The organism is Pandoraea sp. PE-S2T-3 (genome assembly GCF_002179965.1).
Taxonomy (GTDB): Bacteria; Pseudomonadota; Gammaproteobacteria; order Burkholderiales; family Burkholderiaceae; genus Pandoraea.
Genome location: NZ_NGUQ01000007.1, coordinates 596,307 through 618,371 on the forward strand (window position 1 = coordinate 596,307; position 22,065 = coordinate 618,371).

At 61.0% G+C, this 22,065-nt stretch carries 19 protein-coding genes; all 19 read left to right on the forward strand.

The window, feature by feature from the left end:
• The first annotated feature begins 13 nt into the window (after window positions 1-13).
• A complete protein-coding gene (locus CDV46_RS04620; protein ID WP_058376595.1) occupies window positions 14-1,810 on the forward strand; it encodes a branched-chain amino acid ABC transporter ATP-binding protein/permease in 1,797 nt (598 codons plus the stop codon).
• Window positions 1,810-2,556 carry an ABC transporter ATP-binding protein gene (locus tag CDV46_RS04625; protein WP_058376594.1) on the forward strand — a complete coding sequence of 249 codons (747 nt, stop codon included), beginning with the start codon at window positions 1,810-1,812 and terminating at the stop codon, window positions 2,554-2,556. The genes CDV46_RS04620 and CDV46_RS04625 overlap by 1 nt, the downstream gene beginning before the upstream one ends.
• Before the next feature lie 1,756 nt (window positions 2,557-4,312).
• Window positions 4,313-6,277 (forward strand): tRNA uridine-5-carboxymethylaminomethyl(34) synthesis enzyme MnmG, encoded by a 1,965-nt coding sequence (mnmG, locus tag CDV46_RS04630; protein WP_087690881.1) that lies wholly within the window; start codon window positions 4,313-4,315, stop codon window positions 6,275-6,277.
• 11 nt (window positions 6,278-6,288) lie between these two features.
• A complete protein-coding gene (rsmG, locus tag CDV46_RS04635; protein WP_087721913.1) occupies window positions 6,289-6,969 on the forward strand; it encodes a 16S rRNA (guanine(527)-N(7))-methyltransferase RsmG in 681 nt (226 codons plus the stop codon).
• Window positions 6,966-7,556 (forward strand): lipocalin family protein, encoded by a 591-nt coding sequence (locus CDV46_RS04640; protein WP_087690885.1) that lies wholly within the window; start codon window positions 6,966-6,968, stop codon window positions 7,554-7,556. The genes rsmG and CDV46_RS04640 overlap by 4 nt, the downstream gene beginning before the upstream one ends.
• A gap of 184 nt (window positions 7,557-7,740) precedes the next feature.
• The gene (locus CDV46_RS04645; RefSeq protein ID WP_058376589.1) at window positions 7,741-8,511 is read left to right on the forward strand and encodes a ParA family protein; all 771 of its coding nucleotides are present in this window, start codon (window positions 7,741-7,743) and stop codon (window positions 8,509-8,511) included.
• A 27-nt stretch (window positions 8,512-8,538) separates the two neighbouring features.
• Window positions 8,539-9,438, forward strand: a complete 900-nt coding sequence (locus tag CDV46_RS04650) for a ParB/RepB/Spo0J family partition protein (protein ID WP_058376588.1) — start codon at window positions 8,539-8,541, stop codon at window positions 9,436-9,438.
• Window positions 9,439-9,518: 80 nt separating this feature from the next.
• Complete coding sequence (locus CDV46_RS04655; RefSeq protein WP_087722034.1) at window positions 9,519-10,646, forward strand: SLC13 family permease; 1,128 nt, start codon at window positions 9,519-9,521, stop codon at window positions 10,644-10,646.
• Between the two features lie 243 nt (window positions 10,647-10,889).
• Window positions 10,890-11,393 carry an ATP synthase subunit I gene (locus CDV46_RS04660; RefSeq protein WP_058376587.1) on the forward strand — a complete coding sequence of 168 codons (504 nt, stop codon included), beginning with the start codon at window positions 10,890-10,892 and terminating at the stop codon, window positions 11,391-11,393.
• Between the two features lie 67 nt (window positions 11,394-11,460).
• Complete coding sequence (gene atpB / locus CDV46_RS04665) at window positions 11,461-12,312, forward strand: F0F1 ATP synthase subunit A (protein WP_087690889.1); 852 nt, start codon at window positions 11,461-11,463, stop codon at window positions 12,310-12,312.
• Between the two features lie 83 nt (window positions 12,313-12,395).
• Window positions 12,396-12,662: a F0F1 ATP synthase subunit C gene (gene atpE, locus CDV46_RS04670; protein ID WP_010807762.1), complete on the forward strand. Its 267-nt coding sequence runs from the start codon at window positions 12,396-12,398 to the stop codon at window positions 12,660-12,662.
• A 122-nt stretch (window positions 12,663-12,784) separates the two neighbouring features.
• Window positions 12,785-13,255, forward strand: coding sequence for a F0F1 ATP synthase subunit B (locus CDV46_RS04675; RefSeq protein ID WP_058376585.1), 471 nt, complete (start codon window positions 12,785-12,787; stop codon window positions 13,253-13,255).
• A gap of 2 nt (window positions 13,256-13,257) precedes the next feature.
• On the forward strand, window positions 13,258-13,788 hold the full coding sequence (locus CDV46_RS04680; protein WP_058376584.1) for a F0F1 ATP synthase subunit delta: 531 nt from the start codon (window positions 13,258-13,260) through the stop codon (window positions 13,786-13,788).
• A 51-nt stretch (window positions 13,789-13,839) separates the two neighbouring features.
• Window positions 13,840-15,381, forward strand: coding sequence for a F0F1 ATP synthase subunit alpha (atpA, locus tag CDV46_RS04685; RefSeq protein ID WP_058376583.1), 1,542 nt, complete (start codon window positions 13,840-13,842; stop codon window positions 15,379-15,381).
• Window positions 15,382-15,469: 88 nt separating this feature from the next.
• A complete protein-coding gene (gene atpG / locus CDV46_RS04690) occupies window positions 15,470-16,357 on the forward strand; it encodes a F0F1 ATP synthase subunit gamma (protein WP_087690891.1) in 888 nt (295 codons plus the stop codon).
• A 61-nt stretch (window positions 16,358-16,418) separates the two neighbouring features.
• A complete protein-coding gene (gene atpD / locus CDV46_RS04695; RefSeq protein WP_058376581.1) occupies window positions 16,419-17,810 on the forward strand; it encodes a F0F1 ATP synthase subunit beta in 1,392 nt (463 codons plus the stop codon).
• A 148-nt stretch (window positions 17,811-17,958) separates the two neighbouring features.
• Window positions 17,959-18,378, forward strand: coding sequence for a F0F1 ATP synthase subunit epsilon (locus tag CDV46_RS04700; RefSeq protein ID WP_058376580.1), 420 nt, complete (start codon window positions 17,959-17,961; stop codon window positions 18,376-18,378).
• A 264-nt stretch (window positions 18,379-18,642) separates the two neighbouring features.
• A complete protein-coding gene (locus tag CDV46_RS04705; RefSeq protein ID WP_087690893.1) occupies window positions 18,643-20,361 on the forward strand; it encodes an AMP-binding protein in 1,719 nt (572 codons plus the stop codon).
• A 202-nt stretch (window positions 20,362-20,563) separates the two neighbouring features.
• Window positions 20,564-21,781: a Bcr/CflA family multidrug efflux MFS transporter gene (locus tag CDV46_RS04710; RefSeq protein WP_087690894.1), complete on the forward strand. Its 1,218-nt coding sequence runs from the start codon at window positions 20,564-20,566 to the stop codon at window positions 21,779-21,781.
• The last annotated feature ends 284 nt before the right edge of the window (window positions 21,782-22,065 follow it).

The window sequence follows — 22,065 nt, forward strand, 5'->3', positions numbered from 1 at the left end:
GGCGGACCACAGAATGAAAAACAAATACTTCCTGATTTTTCTGGTGCTACTGGCCGTGTTGCCGGTACTGCCTGCGCCGGTACGTCTGCCCGAATACTGGGTGACGCTGCTCAATTACATCGGCCTCTACAGCATTGTGGCCATCGGTCTGGTCCTGCTCACGGGTGTGGCCGGCATGACGTCGTTCGGGCAGGCCGCTTTCGTCGGCTTGGGTGCCTATGCGACGGCTTATCTGACGACGGCCTACGGCGCATCGCCGTGGCTCGGTCTGGTGGTCGGCATCGTCATCACGGCCGCTGCGGCGCTCGTGATCGGCGCGATCACCATGCGTCTGTCGGGTCACTTCCTGCCGCTCGGTACGATCGCGTGGGGTCTGGCGCTGTACTACCTGTTCGGCAACCTCGAGTTCCTCGGCAAGTACGACGGCCTGAACGACATTCCGACCATCAACGTGTTCGGTGTCGAGCTGGCGAGCGGCCGTCAGATGTTCTATCTGATCTGGGTCGTGGTGGTGCTGGCGGTGGTGTCGGTCAAGAACCTGCTGGATTCGCGTCAGGGCCGTGCGATTCGCGCGCTCAAGGGTGGCGGCGTGATGGCCGAAGCCATGGGCGTGAACACCGCGTGGATGAAGGTGGTGGTGTTTGTCTACGCCGCCGTGCTCGCCGCGATTTCGGGCTGGCTGTACGCGCACTTGCAACGTGCGGTGAACCCGACGCCGTTCAACCTGAACCACGGCATCGAGTACCTGTTCATGGCGGTGGTGGGCGGTGTCTCGCACGTCTGGGGCGCAGTGCTGGGGGCGGCCATCCTGACGGTGCTCAAGGACTACCTGCAAAACATCCTGCCGGTGTTGCTGGGTGCTAACGGCAACTTCGAGACGATCGTCTTCGGGGTGCTGCTGGTGTTGCTGCTGCAATACGCACGCGATGGCGTGTGGCCGTTCTTCGCGAAGATCTTCCCGGCACGCCGCGTGGCCCGGGCCCCTGAGCAAGCGGACGCGCTGGGCCATCGCGCCAAGCCGGCCGTGGGCGAAGTGGTGCTCAAGCTGGAGAAGGCGCGCAAGGAGTTTGGCGGGCTGGTGGCGGTCAACGATGTGTCGTTCGAGGTGAAGGCCGGTGAAATCGTCGGCCTGATCGGCCCGAACGGCGCGGGCAAGTCGACCACGTTCAATCTCGTGACCGGCGTGTTGCAGGCCACGCGCGGCGAGATTTCGTTCCTCGGCGAGCGTATCGATCGTCTGCCGTCGCGTGAGATCGTCAAGCGCGGGATCGGCCGGACCTTCCAGCACGTGCGGTTGATGCCGCATATGAGCGTGCTGGAGAACGTGGCGATCGGCGCGTATCTGCGTGACAAGAACGGTCTGCGCCGTCGTCCGCAGGGCGGTGTGTGGTCGAGCGTGCTGCGTCTGGACCGCCACGAAGAAGCCATGCTGCTGCACGAAGCCGCGAAGCAGATCGAGCGTGTGGGCCTTGGCGCGCACATGTACGACGAAGCGGGCAGTCTCGCGCTGGGGCAGCAACGGATTCTGGAAATTGCGCGCGCCCTGGCGTGCGATCCGACGCTGCTGCTGCTCGATGAGCCGGCCGCTGGCTTGCGTTACAAAGAGAAGCAGGCGCTGGGCGATTTGCTGCGCAAGCTCAAAGATGAAGGCATGAGCGTGCTGCTGGTCGAGCACGACATGGATTTCGTGATGAACCTGACCGATCACCTGGTGGTGATGGAGTTCGGCACCAAGATCGCCGAGGGGCTGCCCGAAGACGTGCAGAAGAACCCGGCGGTGCTCGAGGCGTACCTCGGAGGAGTGGAGTGATGGCAGAGGCGATTCTGGAGGTCAAGGACCTGGCGGTAGCCTACGGCAAGGTCGAGGCAGTACATGGGGCACACCTGCGCGTGGAAGCCGGTCAGATCGTCACGGTGATCGGTCCGAACGGGGCAGGCAAGTCGAGCATGCTCAACGCGATCATGGGCGCGCTGCCGCACAACGGTTCGAGCCGCGGCAGCGTGGCGTACCTCGGGCACGAGATGTCGGCGCTGAGTATCGAGACGCGCGTGGCGCGCGGCATGTGTCTGGTGCCGGAGAAGCGCGAGTTGTTCTCGACGATGACGGTCGAAGACAACCTGCTGCTCGGCGCATACCGCCGCAAGAAGGCCGGGGAGAAGAACTTCCTCGACCAGATGGAAGTGGTCTACGCGCTGTTTCCGCGCCTGAAAGAGCGCCGTGTGCAGCAGGCCGGCACGCTATCGGGCGGCGAGCGCCAGATGCTGGCGGTGGGCCGTGCGTTGATGGCCAAGCCGCAACTGCTGATGCTCGACGAGCCGAGCCTGGGGCTCGCGCCGCTGATCGTGAAGGAAATCTTCCACATCATCAACGACTTGCGCAAGACCGGCGTGGCAACGCTGCTGATCGAGCAGAACGCCCGTGCAGCCTTGCAGGTGGCCGACTACGGTTACGTGATCGAGACCGGTGAGCTGGCGCTGGAAGGCCCCGCACAAGAGCTGGCAAGCAACCCGAAGGTGATCGAGACGTATCTGGGGCTCGCAAAGAAGGCTGCCTGATACTGCCGAAGCATGCTTATCTGGCACGGCATGTCGCGCCGACGTTGAATAAGAAACCCGCCTCCCGGCGGGTTTTTTTATGGCCGTCGGTGGGTGTGGATTTTGGGGGCAGGTTTTGGGAGGGGGAGTGCATTTTCGGCGGCGTGACGAGGCAACGAAAGATTGTCGCGAATATGATCCGGCCCCAATTTCGAAATGATCCAAAAGGCGAGTTATCCACGCCAACGAGAACTCACTTATTCACAGTTGCTTGTGGATAGTTATGCAACGCGCAAATCTATGGCGCACTGCCGCAATAAGGGGTTCGGCGATTTTTACGATTTTCGAGTGAATTCGTCGCTTAGGGTTATCCACAGAAAAGCAATTTCTTGTTTGCGGTTTAGCGAGGGGGGGAGGTGGTGTGGATAACGCAGTGTGTCTCCCCACTTTGTTCGACGAAATTGCGGTGCCAAAGTATTTGGTTTTGGCGAACGCGATTGCGGTTTTTCGTGTCCGCCGACTCGGTTAAACGGAAGCGAGTGATGTCTGGTGGGGGAGAGATTTTTGCGTGTCCGGTGTTTCACGTGGAACGCGCGATGCTGTGGTTGTATCCAGTGGTCGAGGGTGGAATCTCGGCGGTGTAGATTTCGTCGTTGGGTATCTGCGAGGCGAATTTCTGTTGCCGTGTTTTTTGGATGAGTGCGGCGCCTGTGTTTGCATCCAGTGATCGTCGGTGGCGTTACTGGATGGATAGTCAGGTTTTGAGTTTCCGGATGCTGTCGTGGGTGTTTTGGTTTTGACGGTGCTGTGGAGTAGGGACTTTATTCTCGAATCCGGCATCGCGTTCGGGAACGCCTCGGCTTGGTTTTTGTTTTTGCGGAGGCAGATGCAAGAACGACTGCCCAGGCAACTGAAGGGGAAGCGGCGGAATATTTGTCGGTACGCGGGGTGTTGGGTTGCTATTGCCCGCCGAACGTTATTTTGGGTTTTGATTTCCGGGTGCGAATACGTAGCGAGACTTCGAATGGCGAGTCCCCGGCGAATCACCTGAACCGAAAGCGTTTCCCTTTGCGCTATTGCTGTTTCACGTGGAACAGGGGAGGGGTGGTTCCTTGCATCAACTCATTCGCTACGGAGCAGCCATCCCAGTCGCTCATACGACGGGAGGTATCGATGGACGGGCAGGCATTTAATAACGAAGTCGACACGAGACGGGCAAATCTTCGTAATCGGGAGCGCTGGAATTCGGGGTTGTTGTGGATATCGGGTTCGGCGTTGATTCGCTCGGGGGAAAGGGGCCGGGAATTTTCGGGGCGTGTTTCACGTGAAACGTACGTCACTACGATCCTAGGCGCGCCCGGTGGGCGATTTCCGTAGCTGTTTCACGTGAAACATAAAATCTGGCAGCGACGTCGTTCAAACTTGCCGGAAGGCGGTGGGGTGAAGGTAGCTCGGTTGGTCGTGTGGTTTTCACCGCGTCGAGGACTATCGGCGATAGGGGACAGGCCTATCCGGCACGCACCGATATCGAATGTTTCACGTGAAACGCGAGTCGAGCGACTGCGATCTTGGCACGATCGTCGCCGCGCATCCGATCTCGATATGCCCTCAATGCTTCGACCCTCCCCAATGTTCCACGTGGAACAGTCTCCAATATCGTCGTTTTCCACTCACGTTCCACGTGAAACATGGCGTGGTTACAAATGATGCATCGCAATACCGCTATAATTCCGCAATTACCGAATCCAGAGAGTTTGCCGCGCGCGGCAAAATTGCGATGCTTTATCCAACCGAGTTCGATGTGATCGTAGTGGGTGGCGGCCATGCCGGCACTGAGGCTGCGCTCGCCTCGGCCCGCATGGGCTGTAAAACCCTTTTGCTTACCCACAATATCGAGACGCTCGGTCAGATGAGCTGTAACCCCTCGATTGGTGGGATTGGCAAGGGCCATCTCGTCAAGGAAGTCGATGCCCTTGGTGGCGCCATGGCGGCGGCGACCGACGAGAGCGGCATCCAGTTTCGCATCCTGAATTCGTCGAAAGGGCCCGCCGTACGTGCGACACGGGCCCAAGCCGACCGTATTCTCTATAAGCAGGCGATTCGCCACCGGCTGGAAAATCAGCCGAATCTCTGGCTGTTCCAGCAAGCCGTCGAAGACCTGATCGTCGAAGGTGACCGCGTTGTCGGTGCCATCACGCAGGTTGGGCTGCGCTTCCGCGCCCGTGCCGTGGTGCTAACCGCCGGTACGTTCCTCGATGGCAAGATCCACGTCGGCCTGAACAACTACGTCGGCGGTCGTGCCGGTGACCCGGCGGCCATCAGTCTGTCGGCCCGCCTGAAAGAGTTGAAACTCCCGCAAGGTCGCTTGAAGACCGGTACGCCGCCGCGTATCGACGGCCGTTCGATCGACTTTTCCGTGCTTGAAGAGCAGCCCGGTGACCTCGATCCGGTGCCGGTGTTCTCGTTCTTGGGCTCTGCGGCTCAGCATCCGCGCCAAGTGCCGTGCTGGGTGACGCATACCAATGAGCGCACGCACGACATCATTCGTGGGGGACTCGATCGCTCGCCGATGTACACGGGTGTGATCGAAGGGGTAGGGCCTCGCTATTGCCCGTCGATCGAAGACAAGATTCATCGCTTCGCCGATAAAACATCGCACCAGATTTATCTGGAGCCGGAAGGGCTGACAACCAACGAGTTCTATCCGAACGGCATCTCCACGAGCCTGCCTTTCGACGTGCAGCTCGAACTGGTCCGCTCGATGAAGGGCATGGAGAACGCGTATATCCTGCGTCCCGGCTATGCCATCGAGTACGACTACTTCGATCCGCGTGGGCTGCGTAGCTCGCTGGAAACGCGCGTGATTTCGGGCCTGTTCTTCGCCGGTCAGATCAACGGCACGACAGGTTACGAAGAGGCCGCAGCGCAGGGGCTGCTCGCCGGTATGAATGCTGCGCTTCAGGTGCAGGGCCGCGAAGCCTGGTGCCCGCGTCGCGATCAGGCCTATCTGGGCGTGCTCGTCGATGACCTGATTACGCGTGGGGTGTCCGAGCCGTATCGCATGTTCACCAGCCGCGCCGAATATCGCCTGTCGCTGCGTGAAGACAATGCCGATATGCGCCTGACCGAGGTCGGCCGCGAACTGGGCGTGGTGGACGACATTCGCTGGGAAGCCTTCTGCCGCAAACGCGATGCTGTTTCACGTGAAACAGAACGCCTCAAGACGACGTGGGTGAATCCCAAGACATTCCCGGCGGAAGATGCCGTGCCGCTGCTCGGCAAGGCCATCGATCACGAGTACTCGCTCGCCGATCTGCTGCGCCGTCCGGAAGTCAGCTACGACGCGCTGATGGCAGTGCAGGGCGGTCGACTTGCCCCCGAGAGCGCGCTGTCCGACGATCCGTTGCAGGCCGGGCAGATTCGCGAGCAGATCGAGATTGCCGCCAAGTATCAGGGCTACATCGATCGTCAGGCAGACGAGATCGTTCGCAAGGAAGCCAACGAGAACACCGTGCTGCCCGCGAGCATCGACTACAACGAGGTGCGTGGGCTGTCGATCGAAGTGCGCCAGAAACTCGCTGCCCAGCGTCCCGAGACGTTGGGGCAGGCGTCGCGCATTTCCGGGGTGACACCAGCGGCAATCTCGCTGCTGATGATCCATCTGAAGAAGGGGCTGGGACGCCGTCGCGCGTCGGGCGAAACAAGTGCGGGCGCCGATGATGGCGACCAGCACGCCGCCTGACCGGAGACGACATGACGGCTTCAAGAAACACTGCCGCGCAAGGCGGCAACGAACTGACTGCGCTATTGGCCGACGGCATCGCGCAACTCGGCCTGTCCATCAGCGCCGAGCAGCAAGTGCGGTTGCTCGAGTTTCAAGCGTTGCTGGCCAAGTGGAATGCCGCTTTGCAGATGACCTCGATTCGCGATCCGCGACAGATGGTCGTCAAGCACCTGCTGGACTCCCTCTCGATTCTGCCGCGCCTCGACCGTGAGCCGATTTCACGTGTACTTGACGTGGGCTCAGGCGGCGGTCTGCCGGGCGTGGTGCTGGCTATCGTGCGCCCGGACTGGCAGGTGACAGTCAACGACATCGTGCACAAGAAGACCGCCTTCCTGACGCAGGCGCGGGCCACGTTCAAGCTGACCAACCTCACCGTCGTGACTGGCCGTGTCGAGTCGCTGGTGATCGGCAAGGAAGTGCCGGCAGCCTTCGACGCCATCGTGTCGCGTGCCTTTGCCGAGCTGAACGACTTCGTGACGCTGGGGCAGAATCTGCTGGCCCCCGATGGCAGCTTCTGGGCCATGAAGGGTGTCGCCGCCGAGAGCGAACTGGCGTTGCCGCCGGGTTACGCACTGGTCGAACGCTTGCCGCTGCAAGTGCCATTCCTCGACGCCGAGCGTCATTTGCTTCGCGTGAAGGTGGCTGCATGACCGGAATTACCCGCTGGATTGGTGCTGCGATCGTTGGTTTTTCGCTGCTCGCCGCCGTCGCCTGGGCGCAAACCGGCCAAGAATCGCTGACCACACGGGTACGCCCGGTCGCCGCGATCGATAAAACGCGTTATGTCGGCACCTGGTACGAAATAGCGCGCTATCCGAATTTCTTCGAGCGAAAATGTGTGTCGGACGTGACCGCTGAATACGTAGCGCGCGCCGATGGCAGGATCGAAGTCACGAACAAATGCCGCAAAGACGATGGCACCTGGGTCAGCGATGCTGGCCTCGCACGCACCGACGGGCAGGGCACCGGCACCGCGCGGTTCAAGGTGACCTTTGCACCGGACTGGTTGCGCTGGATTCCCTGGCTTTGGGCGAACTACTGGGTTATCGTGCTCGACGGCGACTATCAGTATGCCGCTGTCGGAGAGCCGGGCCGCGAGTATCTGTGGATCCTGTCGCGCACGCCGACCATCGACGAGAACACGTTGAATCAAATGCGCGCGCAGTTGCGCAAACAAGGCTACGACACCGACAAGCTCGTGTTGACGCCGCAGAAAGCCAGTACCGGCAATAACTGAGCATTGCTCAGGTAATCGAATTCATCGAATTTGCAGTATTTATCGGCAAGTCAGCCATCGACCGGCCGCGTGACCATGTCATGCTGTCGAATCGTTCGCCGACTTGGCGGCACGACCTGCATCACCCCGCTTCATCAGCATCAACCGCGCTTGAACAAGGCAGCATTCGGAGGACTACATCGGCATGGCGAAAATTTTCTGCGTGGCCAATCAGAAGGGCGGCGTCGGCAAGACGACCACCACGGTGAACCTCGCCGCCGGTCTGGCGTCGCACGGACAGCGTGTCCTGTTGGTCGACCTGGATCCGCAGGGCAACGCGACAATGGGCAGCGGCATCGACAAGGGCGCGCTCGAGACGAGCGTCTACGAAGTGCTGGTCGATGGCACCGACGTGAGCGTGAGCCGTCAGCGTTCGGAGACGGGTAACTACGACGTGTTGCCCGCCAACCGCGAACTCGCGGGGGCCGACGTGGAGCTGGTGTCGCTCGAGAACCGCGATACGCGTCTCAAGCAGGCACTCGAGAAAGTGGACGACGCGTACGATTTCGTCCTCATCGATTGCCCGCCGACGCTCTCGCTGCTGACGCTCAACGGCCTGTGTGCCGCGCACGGCGTGATCATTCCGATGCAGTGCGAGTACTTCGCGCTCGAAGGGCTCTCGGATCTCGTCAACACGATCAAGCAGGTGCACGCGAATCTGAACCGTGACCTGAAGGTCATCGGCTTGCTGCGCGTGATGTTCGATCCGCGTATCACGCTGCAACAACAAGTCTCGGAGCAGCTCAAGCAGCACTTCGGCGACAAGGTTTTCAACGCGATCATTCCGCGCAATGTGCGGCTCGCCGAGGCGCCGAGCTACGGCATGCCCGGCGTCGTCTTCGACCCCGCATCGCGTGGCGCGCAGGCGTATCTGCAATTCGGCGCAGAGATGATCGCGCGCATTCAAACTATGTAAGGCGCATTCGCGCAGGAACGCATTGTCATGGCGACCAAGACCAACGCACTCAAAAAGAAGGGCCTGGGCCGCGGCCTCGAAGCGCTGCTCGGCGCACACGCCGATAACCATAACGGCGCCGACGAAGCCTCGGCCGAAGGCGCACCGTCGGTGATGGCGCTCGACCGCTTGCAGGCGGGCAAGTACCAGCCGCGTACGCGCATGGATGAAGGCGCATTGCAGGAACTCGCCGCGAGCATTCGCGCGCAAGGGCTGATGCAGCCGATCCTCGTGCGCCGTGTCGACGGTGAGAAGTACGAAATTATTGCCGGCGAACGGCGCTTCCGTGCCGCCCGCATGGCCGGGCTGTCGGAAGTGCCCGTGCTCGTGCGCGATGTGCCCGATGAAGCCGCCGCCGCGATGGCGCTCATCGAGAACATTCAGCGCGAAGATCTGAATCCGCTGGAAGAAGCGCAGGGCATTCAACGCCTGCTCGGTGAATTCAATTACACGCATGAACAGGCCGCTGAATCGCTCGGCCGTTCGCGCAGCGCCGTGTCGAATCTGCTGCGCCTGCTCAACCTCGCGCAACCGGTGCAGACGATGCTGCTCGCCGGCGATCTCGATATGGGGCATGCACGTGCGTTGCTCTCCGTCGATGCCGCCACGCAGATCACGCTCGCCAATCAGGTGGTGAACAAGCGGCTTTCGGTGCGCGACACCGAGCGCATCGTCAACGCGTCGCTCAAGCCGCAAGGCGATGGCATTCGCCGTCGTTCGGCGGAAGAGGGCGGGCGCGATGTGACGCGTCTCGAAGAAGAGCTGTCCGATTTGCTGGCGTCGAACGTGAAGATCAAGGTCGGCCGCAAGGGCGCCGGTGCGCTCACCATCGAATTCGGCAGCCTCGATGCGCTCGACGGCATTCTCGCGCGCATTCGTGACGAATAATGTCGGTGTCCTGATTATCTGAATATCCACACATGACCGATGACGCGCAGCATCAGACGGCACCCGCGCGGTTGACGCTGATGAAGCGCACATTGGGTGCGTTGGGTGTGTTGTTCGAACGGGTGCGCAGCGATCGCGTGCTCGTGATTTTGCTGATCGCGTTTGTCGCGCTACAGATACTTCGACCGGCAAGTGCCGGTGCGTTGTTTGCGCGGATCGATCAGCACACCATCCTCACGCTCGCCGGCCTGCTGATGCTTACGCGGGCCATCGACCAGAGCGGCTTTCTCGATTGGCTCGCGCAACGATTGTTGCGATGGTTTCGCACCGAACGGCGCCTCGCGTTGTTGATGGTGAGTTTTGCGGCGGTGTTGTCCACGCTGCTCACCAACGACGTCGCGTTGTTCGCGGTGGTGCCGCTGGCGTTGTCGCTGGCGCGCATTGCGCCGGTGCGCATCGAGCGGCTGATCATCTTCCTCGCACTGGCGGTCAACGCCGGGTCGAGTCTCACGCCGCTGGGCAACCCCCAGAACCTCTTCCTGTGGCAGCACAGCGGGATGGGCTTCGGTGGGTACGTCGTCATGATGACGCCGATCACCGTGGCGCTCATGGCGCTTCTGCTGGCCGTCTGTGCGTTCGCGTTCGACTCGCGGGCCCTGCATTTTCAGCGGCGGGGGCCGTCGCACGAGGTGCGCTGGCCGCTGCTGTGGACCGCACTCGTATTGTTCGTCGCGTTCGTGGCGCTGGCCGATCACGGTCTCGCCGGCTGGGCGTGCGCCGGGGTGGCGGTGGTGCTGTTGCTGGCGCGCCGCAGTGCGGTGCTTGGCATCGACTGGCTGCTGCTGACGATCTTCGTGCTGATGTTCGTGGTGTTGCGCGGCGTGGCCGAGATGCCGGAAGTGCGCACGCTACTGGGGCATGTCGATTTTTCGGGCACCCTGGCGGCTTATCTGGGCGGCGCCGTGTTGTCACAATTCATCAGTAATGTGCCCGCAGCGATTTTGCTCGCGGAGTACACGCAGAACTGGCCGGCGCTCGCTCACGGCGTTGCCGTCGGGGGCTTTGGCCTGGCCGTCGGGTCGTTAGCGAACCTAATTGCATTGCGCATGGCGAAATCGAGCAAAATCTGGTGGCACTTTCACTGGATTTCGATACCGTTTTACCTGGTGGCACTGGGGCTGGGGTTCGCTGCCCTGAAATGGGTCTGATCATGCCCTCGAAGCGGCGCAGATGTCGTGATTGCGCGGCCTTCCGGACGAATGCCGCGCTGCACCATGCGAGAATGCGCACTCCGTGAGAGTTGGCGCCAAATCGAAGCATGCACTGCACAGTTTCGGCGAATTTGTTGCGTGTTTCAATTGACTGGCGTTCGTAATCTCCCGTAAAATCTCGCGGGTTTAACTGCTTGAAGAGCCCATTCGTTTTGCACGAGTCGGGCGGGGAGGTACGAGATGGCCGATGAAATACGGTCGAACTTGGAACCGAAACCGCAAGCGCCGGCGCATGCAACAGATGATGTTTGGGACGACGAGCAGGAGCAAGAAACAATCGTTCCGCTCACGCGTGCGCAGGCCGAGCGCCTGTTCGGTCCCAATGTGGGGCGCGCATCCCGTGTGACTCCATTCAGAGTGGTGGGTGCCCAAGTACTGTTGTCGCTCGCGGCGACACTGGCTTGGTGGGTACTCTCGGCATCGCCCCAAGAGGCTGCGGTGTCTGCGTGGCTGGGCGGAATGATGGGTTGGGTGCCGGGCGCATTGTTTGCGCTGCGGCTAAGAATTTCAGGTGATCGCCTCTCCGTCGGTTCATTGGTGGCGGGGGAAGCGGTCAAGGTAGCAACGACGATTGCGTTGTTGGTGGCCATAGCGTTCGGTTACCCGGGAGTTCACTGGGTAGCGTTGCTGGTCACCTTCGTGCTGACGCTGAAGGCCTATTGGCTGGCGATGGCATTCAAGTAGCGGTCAATTCCGCTCACGCGTCGCGCGCTGCCGTGTGCGGATTTTCATAATTGGGTGTTTGATCGCTATGTCAGTAGAAGCCGGTAGCCACGCTCCGAACCCGTCGGAGTACATTTCGCACCACCTGCAAAACCTCGCGAGCTCGACGCAGACGAAGATCGTCGACTTCTCGATCATCAACTGGGACACCATGTTCTGGTCGATCGCGATGGGCGCGCTGGGCTGCTTCGTGCTTTGGTTGGCCGCTCGTAAAGCCACCTCGGGCGTGCCGGGCCGTTTCCAGGCTGCGGTCGAAATGCTCGTCGAAATGGTCGAAGACCAGTCGAAGAGCATCGTGCACGGCAATCGTGCCTTCATCGCGCCGCTCGCGCTGACCGTGTTCGTCTGGGTCGCGCTCATGAACTCGCTGGACCTGTTGCCCGTCGACCTGCCGTCGAAGGTCATCGGCTGGGTCGGTCTCGGCTCGATCATTACGCACCACCGTATTGTCCCGACGGCCGATTTGAACGGCACGCTCGGTATCTCGTTTGGTGTGCTGATCCTGATGCTCTTCTACAGCTTCAAGATCAAGGGCGCTGGCGGCTTCATGCATGAGCTGTTCACGGCACCGTTCGGTAACCACTTCCTGCTGTGGATTCCGAACCTGCTGCTCAATCTGATCGAATTCTGTGCCAAAACCGTGTCGCTCGGTATGCGACTGTTCGGCAATATGTACGCCGGCGAGCTGGTGTTCCTGTTGATCGCGCTGTTGGGCGGTATCTGGAGTTTTGGTGCAGATGCGTCGGTGCTGGGGTTTGTCGGTCATGTCATCGCCGGCACCGCATGGGCAATTTTCCACATCATGATCGTGCTGCTGCAGGCGTTCATCATGATGATGCTCACGCTGGTGTACATCGGCCAGGCGCACGACCATCACTGATCGGTTGTCGTGGTCGTTACCTGTTTCCCGGTTTTTCGTTTTTCAAATTTAAAGTTTCAAGTCTCTAACCAATAGGAGTAATCATGCAAGCTTTCATCGCTAACATCCAGGGTCTGACCGCCATCGGTATCGGTATCATCATCGGTCTGGGTGCCATCGGCGCCTGTCTGGGTATCGCGTTGATGGGCGGTAAGTACATCGAAGCATGCGCACGTCAGCCGGAACTGATGAACCCGCTGCAAACGAAGATGTTCCTGCTGGCTGGCCTGATCGACGCCGCATTCCTGATCGGCGTGGGCGTTGCCATGCTGTTCGCATTCGCGAACCCGCTGCTGTCGAAGCTCGCTTAAGTTTCTTTCGGATGGTCGCGCACTGATCCGCGCGACCTGGACATGAACGGCGCGCCCAAGCCAGCAGGCACAATGGGGCGCGCTGTTTTGCCAATCGACTCGCAACACCGAAAGGGAACACCGTGAACATCAACGCAACTCTGTTCGCGCAAACCGTCGTGTTTCTGATCCTGGCATGGTTCACGATGAAGTTCGTGTGGCCGCCGCTGATCAAGGCTATTGACGAACGCGCGAAGAAAATCGCTGACGGTCTGGCTGCTGCCGATAAGGGCAAGGCCGAACTCGAAGCCGCCAACAAGCGCTCCACGCAAGCCCTCACGGAAGCCCGTGACGAAGGCGCGAAGCGTATTGCCGACGCTGAAAAGCGCGCGCAAGCCGTGGCCGAAGAGATCAAGCAGCAGGCTCAAGCCGAAGCCGCCCGTATCATCGCCAACGCCAAAGCTGAAGCCGAGAACCAGGCCGTCAAGGTCCGTGAATCGCTGCGCGAAGACGTTGCCGGTCTGGCAGTCAAGGGCGCCGAGCAGATCCTGAAGCGCGAAGTTGACGCCAAGGCCCATGCTGACCTGCTGAACCAACTCAAGGCAGAGCTCTGATCATGGCCGAACTCGCAACCATCGCTCGTCCGTACGCTGAGGCGTTGTTCCGCGTGGCCAAGGCCGGTGATCTGAATCGCTGGTCGGAGCTGGTGCGCGAACTGGCGCAAGTGGCAGCGCTTCCCGAAGTGGCCAATCTGGCCGACGATCCCAAGGTAACGCCGGCGCAAGTCGTCGACGTGCTGACGGCTGCCGTGAAATCGACCGACGCTGAAGTGCGTAACTTCGTCGCCGCTGTGGTCGAAAACGGTCGCCTGGCTGCCATGACGGAAGTCGCCGAGCAGTTCGAGGCGTTGAAGAACGCCGCCGCCGGTTCGGCGGATGCCACGATCGAAAGCGCCTTCCCGCTCGACGGTGAGCAACTGACCTCGCTGGTCAAGGGCCTCGAGCACAAGTTCGGCCGCAAGCTCAACCCGAGCGTGACGGTAGACCCGTCGCTGATCGGTGGCGTGCGTGTGGTGGTTGGCGACGAGGTGCTGGACACTTCGGTGCGCGCCCGCCTGGCGGCCATGCGGACGTCGCTGACGGCCTGACGGCCGGCGCGAATCGCCTGCGACGGCAAGAATTGAATATCAGGAGCACATATGCAACTCAATCCCTCTGAAATCAGCGAACTGATCAAGAGCCGGATTCAAGGTCTCGAGAGCGGCGCCGAAGTCCGTAACGAAGGCACCGTGATTTCGGTGACTGACGGTATCTGCCGCATTCATGGCCTGTCGGACGTGATGCAAGGTGAAATGCTCGAATTTCCGGGCAACACCTTCGGTCTGGCACTGAACCTCGAGCGCGACTCCGTCGGCGCCGTGATTCTGGGTGAATACGAGCACATCTCGGAAGGCGACACCGTCAAGTGCACGGGCCGCATTCTGGAAGTGCCGGTCGGTCCGGAACTGAAAGGCCGCGTCGTTGACGCGCTGGGCGTGCCTATCGATGGCAAGGGCCCGATCAACGCCAAGATGACCGACGCAATCGAAAAGATTGCCCCGGGCGTGATTTGGCGTAAGTCGGTGTCGCAGCCGCTGCAAACGGGTACCAAGGCTATCGACGCCATGGTGCCGATCGGCCGTGGCCAGCGCGAGCTGATCATTGGTGACCGTCAGACGGGTAAGACCGCTGTGGCCATCGACACGATCATTTCGCAAAAGGGCAAGGGCGTGACCTGCGTCTACGTCGCGATCGGCCAGAAGGCTTCGTCGATCATGAACGTGGTGCGCAAGCTCGAAGAAATGGGCGCGATGGAATACACCATCATCGTGACCGCTACCGCTTCGGACTCGGCCGCCATGCAGTTCATCGCACCGTACGCCGGTTGCACGATGGGCGAATACTTCCGCGACCGCGGCGAAGACGCGCTGATCATTTATGACGACTTGACCAAGCAAGCTTGGGCGTACCGTCAGATCTCGCTGCTGCTGCGCCGCCCGCCGGGCCGTGAAGCTTACCCGGGTGACGTGTTCTATCTGCACTCGCGTCTGCTTGAGCGTGCCGCTCGCGTCTCGGAAGAGTACGTCGAGAAGTTCACGAACGGCGCGATCAAGGGCCAAAGCGGCTCGCTGACCGCACTGCCGATCATTGAAACGCAAGCCGGTGACGTGACCGCGTTCGTTCCGACGAACGTGATTTCGATTACCGACGGCCAGATCTTCCTGGAAACCGACCTCTTCAACGCAGGTATCCGTCCGGCAATTAACGCCGGTATTTCGGTGTCGCGCGTCGGTGGTGCTGCCCAGACCAAGGTCATCAAGAAGCTGTCGGGCGGTATCCGTACCGACTTGGCTCAGTACCGTGAGCTGGCTGCGTTCGCGCAGTTCGCTTCGGACCTGGATGAAGCCACCCGCAAGCAGCTGGAGCGCGGCCGCCGCGTGACGGAACTGCTCAAGCAGCCGCAGTATCAGCCGCTGCAAGTGTGGGAACTGGCCGTGTCGCTGTTCGCCGCCAACAACGGTTATCTGGACGATCTCGAAATCGCTCAGGTCCTGCCGTTCGAAAAGGGTCTGCGCGAAGTTCTGAAGACCAGCCACGCTGCGCTGATCGGCCGTATCGAAGAGACCAAAGATCTCTCGAAGGACGACGATGCTGCCCTGCACGCTGCGATCAAGGACTTCAAGAAGACCGGCGCTTACTAATCCGGTTGAATCGGTAACTATTCAACGGACCCGGGAAGGCGCGATGTTCAGGCAAGAGCGGACGTCGCGCCGAGACAAGGAGTAAGCAATGGCTGGAATGAAGGAAATTCGCGGCAAGATCAAGAGCGTGCAAAACACGCGCAAGATCACCAAGGCCATGGAAATGGTGGCCGCGTCGAAGATGCGCAAGGCGCAGGAACGCATGCGCCATGCCCGGCCGTACGCTGAGAAGGTACGCCAGATCGCTGCGCATATGGGCCAGGCGAATCCGGAATACCACCACCCGTTCATGGTGAAGCATGCCGACGCGAAAGCGGCCGGCATCATCGTGGTGACGACGGACAAGGGTCTGTGCGGCGGCTTGAACACCAACGTGCTGCGTGCCGTGGTGAGCAAGCTGAAGGCGATCGAAGCGCAAGGTTTGAAGATTGAAGCCACCGCCATTGGCGGCAAGGGCTTCGGTTTCCTGAACCGTATCGGCGCGAAGGTGGTCTCGCACGTGGTGCAACTGGGCGACACCCCGCACCTCGACAAGTTGATCGGCGCCGTGAAGGTGCAGCTCGACGCGTATGCCGAAGGCAAGCTCGATGCCGTGTATCTGGCCTACAACCGCTTCGTCAACACGATGAAGCAGGAAACCGTGGTCGAACAACTGCTGCCGCTGCCCGAGAAGTTCGAAGGCCAGTCGGAAGACGCGAGCGCAGTGCCGGCAACGCATTCGTGGGACTACATCTACGAACCGGACGCAAAGTCGGTGGTGGATGCCCTGCTGGTGCGTTACGTCGAAGCGGTCGTGTATCAGGCAGTCGCAGAGAACATGGCGTCGGAGCAGTCCGCCCGTATGGTGGCCATGAAGGCCGCATCGGACAACGCGAAGACCGTGATCGGTGAATTGCAGATGGTCTACAACAAGGGCCGTCAAGCATCGATTACGAAGGAACTGTCCGAAATCGTGGGTGGCGCTGCCGCTGTTTAAGCGGTGGCACGGGCCGATGCGCCGCAAGGCGAAATGAATTTGAGTATCTAAAGGAAAAGCGATGAGTACTGCTTTGATTGAAGGCAAAATCGTACAGTGCATCGGCGCCGTGATCGACGTGGAGTTCCCGCGCGATAGCATGCCGAAGATCTACGACGCGCTCATTATGGACGGTTCGGAACTGACGCTTGAAGTTCAGCAGCAGCTGGGCGACGGCGTGGTTCGTACCATCTGTCTGGGTTCTGCCGAAGGCCTGCGCCGCGGCATGATGGTGAAGAACAGCGGTCTGCCGATCACTGTGCCGGTCGGTAAGCCGACGCTGGGTCGCATCATGGACGTGCTTGGCCGTCCGATCGACGAAGCCGGTCCGATTGCACGCGATCACACGCGCTCGATCCACCAGAAGGCTCCGGCATTCGACGAGCTGTCGCCGTCGACGGAACTGCTCGAAACCGGCATCAAGGTTATCGATTTGATCTGCCCGTTCGCCAAGGGCGGCAAGGTGGGTCTGTTCGGTGGCGCCGGTGTGGGCAAGACCGTGAACATGATGGAACTCATCAATAACATCGCCAAGGAACACGGCGGTTATTCGGTGTTTGCCGGCGTGGGCGAGCGTACCCGTGAAGGGAACGACTTCTACCACGAAATGAAGGACTCGAACGTTCTGGATAAGGTCGCGCTGGTGTACGGCCAGATGAACGAGCCGCCGGGCAACCGTCTGCGCGTCGCGCTGACCGGTCTGACGATGGCCGAGCACTTCCGTGACGAAGGTCTCGACGTGCTGTTCTTCGTGGACAACATCTACCGTTTCACGCTGGCCGGTACCGAAGTGTCCGCACTGCTCGGCCGTATGCCGTCGGCAGTGGGCTATCAGCCGACGCTGGCTGAAGAAATGGGCAAGCTGCAAGAGCGTATTACGTCGACCAAGAAGGGCTCGATTACGTCGGTGCAAGCCGTGTACGTGCCTGCCGATGACTTGACCGACCCGTCGCCTGCAACCACCTTCGGCCACTTGGACGCCACCGTCGTGCTGTCGCGTGACATCGCCTCGCTGGGTATCTACCCGGCAGTCGATCCGCTCGACTCGACCTCGCGTCAGATCGACCCGAACGTGATTGGCGAAGAGCACTACACGGTCACCCGTCGTGTGCAGTCGACGCTCCAGCGCTACAAGGAATTGCGCGACATTATCGCGATTCTGGGCATGGACGAACTGTCGCCGGACGACAAGCTGGCAGTGGCACGCGCTCGTAAGATCCAGCGTTTCCTGTCGCAGCCGTTCCACGTGGCAGAAGTGTTCACGGGTTCGCCGGGCAAGTACGTTCCGCTCAAGGAAACGATCCGCGGCTTCAAGATGATCGTCGACGGCGAATGCGACCACCTGCCCGAGCAGGCGTTCTACATGGTCGGCACGATCGACGAAGCGTTCGAAAAAGCCAAGAAGATGCAGTAAACGGTTGAGTGCCGGGTGATGGCGGAGGTCTCTCGCGAGACTTGCGCTGCACCGGCAGGTGACTGTCGAACGGCGAGGTAGCGGGGCGAGGGCGGTAACGACCGCGCTCGGTGCCTCTGCCGCTTCATCACACTCAACGGGAGCGATTATGGCAACCATTCACGTAGACGTCGTCAGCGCAGAAGAGCAGATCTTCTCGGGTCGTGCGCGCTTTGTGGCGCTGCCGGGCGAAGCCGGCGAGCTGGGCATTTTGCCCGGTCACACGCCGCTGATCACGCGCATCAAGCCGGGTGCCGTGCGCATCGAGGACGAAGCAGGTAACGAAGATTTCGTCTTCGTCGCCGGCGGCATTCTCGAAGTGCAACCGGGCACGGTGACCGTGCTCGCCGACACCGCTATCCGCGGCAAGGACCTGGACGAGGCAAAAGCTGCCGATGCCAAGCGTCGCGCGGAAGAAGCGCTTGCGAACAAGGATTCGAACATCGAGTACGCGAAAGCCCAGGCCGAATTGGCCGAAGCCATCGCCCAACTCGCTGCGATCAGCAAGCTGCGCAAGGCAAAGCTGTAAATTGGCGTTGTCGTAGTACCGGCCCCAACGCCGGTGTTGCGAACGATGCAGAAAGCTCCATGCATGAAAGTGCGTGGAGCTTTTGTTTTTTCCGATCACCGCATTCTCTCAGGGCCATCCCCACTCGTTAGGTCACGTGAATTACGTTAACGTAAACGTCAACGCAGCGTGACGCGCTATTGTTGTAAAGACCAGCCAATAGCAGCGTCGGGCACGACAGCATTTCGCCATTTCAGCATTGCTTCAGTATCAGGAGACAAAAGCATGGAAAGCCGGGAAGGTGCAGGCGTAGTCCCACGTAATGGGTTGTCGTATGTGAAGGGCGACACGACGGTGCCGTTGTCGTCGCTCACGGTGTTTGGTCTGCTGGCCGAGACAGCCTCGACGTTTCCTGAGCGCCAGGCCGTGGTGTTTCGAGAGCAGGGCGTGGATTGGACGTGGCGCGAATTCATCGCGCACGTCGACACGTTCGCCGCCGGTCTGCTGGCATTGGGACTGAAGAAGGGCGACCGGGTCGGCATCTGGTCGCCGAATCGCGTCGAATGGCTCGTCACGCAATTCGCGACCGCACGCGTCGGGCTGGTGCTGGTGAACATCAACCCGGCCTACCGCCTGGCCGAGCTGGAGTACGCGATCAACAAGGTCGGCTGCAAGGCGCTGGTGGCTGCCGAGTCGTTCAAGTCGTCGCGCTATCTCGACATGCTGAACACGCTCGCCCCCGAGCTGGCGCAAAGCGAGCCGGGCCTGCTGAAGTCGGCGAAACTGCCCACCCTCACCACGATCATCCGCATGGGCACCGGCATCACGCCGGGGATGATGAATTTCAGCGACGTCGTGACCCTCGGCGCCGACGCGAGCCTCGAGACGCTGCGCAGCATTTCCGACGGTCTCGATTGTCACGACCCGATCAACGTTCAGTTCACGAGCGGCACCACGGGCAGCCCGAAGGGCGCGACGCTCACGCACCACAACATCGTCAACAACGGACGCTTCATTGCGATGGCGATGAAGTTCACGGAGCACGACAGCCTGTGCATCCCCGTGCCGTTCTATCACTGCTTCGGCATGGTGCTCGCGGTGCTGGCATGCGTCTCGACGGGCGCGACGATGGTCTTCCCGGGCGAGGCGTTCGACCCGAAGGCCACCATGGCCGCCGTGTCGGAAGAAAGCTGTACGGCGCTGCATGGCGTGCCGACGATGTTCATCGCGCAGCTCGACCATCCGGACTTCGGCAACTATCACTTCGATTCGCTGCGCACCGGCATCATGGCCGGGTCGCCGTGCCCGATCGAGACGATGAAGCGCGTGATCAGCCAGATGCACATGAGCGAAGTGACGATCGCCTACGGCATGACGGAGACGAGCCCGGTCTCGTTCCAGACCACCACCACCGACCCGCTCGAAAAGCGCACGAGCACGGTGGGCCGTGTGCAGCCGCACCTCGAAGTGAAGCTGGTCGACGCGGCGGGCGAGATCGTGCCGGTGGGCGAGAAGGGCGAGCTGTGCACGAAGGGTTACTCGGTGATGCTGGGCTATTGGGATGACGAACCGCGCACGCGCGAGGCGATTCGCGACGGCTGGATGCATACGGGCGACCTCGCGACGATCGATGAAGACGGCTACTGCAACATCGTCGGCCGCGTGAAGGACATGCTCATCCGTGGCGGCGAAAACATTTACCCGCGCGAGATCGAGGAATTCCTGTTCCGCCATCCGAAGATTCAGGCGGTGCAGGTGTTCGGTGTCCCCGACGCGAAATACGGCGAAGAGGTCTGTGCGTGGATCGTGCTGAAACCGGGCCAGAGCGCCACGGAAGACGACATCCGTGAGTTCTGCAAGGACCAGATCGCCCACTACAAGGTGCCGCGCTATATCCGCTTCGTCGACGACATGCCCATGACGGTCACCGGCAAAGTGCAGAAATTCATCATGCGCGAGCAGATGGTCGAATCGCTGGGATTGAGCGAAGAAAAGACCGCCTGATCTGCCCTTGTCGATCGATGTGGATCGATGTCAGCCGATCTATTTCCTCTCTGACCGGCGGACACGGAACGATGGATGTCCCCGCAACCAATGCCCGCCCGCAAGGCGGGCATTGGCCTATCTGGTGTTATCCGCGTGCCGCCCTGCCGACGGGCACACGGACAATGCCGTATGATTCGGGATTACCCTAGGTGCCCCGGCCATGTCTGCCCACTATTTCCGCTCGGTGTTTGTTCTCGGCATTCTGTCTGCCATCGGCTCGTTGTCGATCGACATGTATCTGCCGGCGTTGCCGAGCATCGCACGGGAACTGAACACGACGGATGCGGCAGCGCAATTCACGCTCGCTTCGTTCTTCATCGGGCTGGGACTCGGACAATTGCTGCACGGCCCGCTGGCCGATCGCTTCGGCCGGAAGCGCCCGCTCTATGCCGGTCTCGCGCTCTATACCATCGCGTCGGCCGGTTGCGCACTCGCCCCCAACATCGAAACGCTGATCGTCTGTCGCTTCATTCAGGCGGTGGGTGGCTGCGCCTGCTTCGTGATCGCACGGGCGATGGCGCGCGACCTGTTCGATACGAATACCGTGGCCCGCGTGCTCTCGCGCATGACGCTGATCATGGGCGCCGCACCGATTCTCGCGCCGCTCGTCGGCGGTCAGGTCTTGATGTTTGTCGGGTGGCGCTGGATCTTCTGGGGCCTGACGGTATTCGGCGTCATCTGCTTTGCGATGGCCGTCTACTGGCTGCCCGAGACACGTCACGCGGCCAAACAGGCGCGCCACTGGCTGGCCACGGCATGGCACAACTACGGCGCGCTGGTGCGTGACCGCGAGTTCATGGGCAACGCGCTGGCAGGCGGTGTGGCACAGGCCGGCATGTTCGCGTACATCACCGGCTCACCGTTTGTTTTCATCAACCTGTACGGCGTGGACCCGGCCCACTACGGCTGGCTGTTCGGCCTGAACGCCTGCGGCATCATCTTCGGCTCGCAGGTCAACGCGCACTTGCTGCGCAAACGCCGGCCGGCCGATGTGTTGCGCCGTACCAACAATCTGGTCGCCATTCTCGGGCTGGTGCTGTTGGCAGTGGCGGCGCTCAAGCTCGGCGGACTGCCCGGTTTGATGGTGCCGCTCTTCGCCTACGTGGCGAGTCTGGGCTTTTCGCAGCCGAACGCCGTGGCCGAAGCGCTCAATCGCCAGCACCAGCGGGCGGGCGCGGCCTCGGCGTTGCTCGGTGCCCTGCAATTCCTCGCGGCAGCCAGCGCAGGGGCGGCGGTCGGGATGTTGCACGCACGCTCGGCGGTGCCCATGGCGGCCGTGATTGCGGTGTGCGGCGTGCTGTCGTGGTGCCTGCACACACTGTTGATTCGCCGCGCCGGTCCGCCGGCGGCGCTGCCGCCCGCACCGGAAAACGTGTAAGCGCGGTCTGTCGCAGCAAGCGAACGTCGGCGTATTTAGGGAACTTTGCCCGAAGTTTTCTTCCAAACTTGGGATTCGGCACAGGTCACTACATCTGTAACACTTTGTAATTGCACTGTTCCGGCGTGAAACGGGTCGGCAAAGTACGATCCAGCCGCTTCGCAAAAGCCCCCCAAATCTTTTTGCAAAGACGGCTAAAGTTCGGCGCAAAACGGCCGAAATACAGACGAGTAGTAGAGCGCAGCTTCGTGTCATTTGCGTGAAGCCACCGTCTTTTCACACCG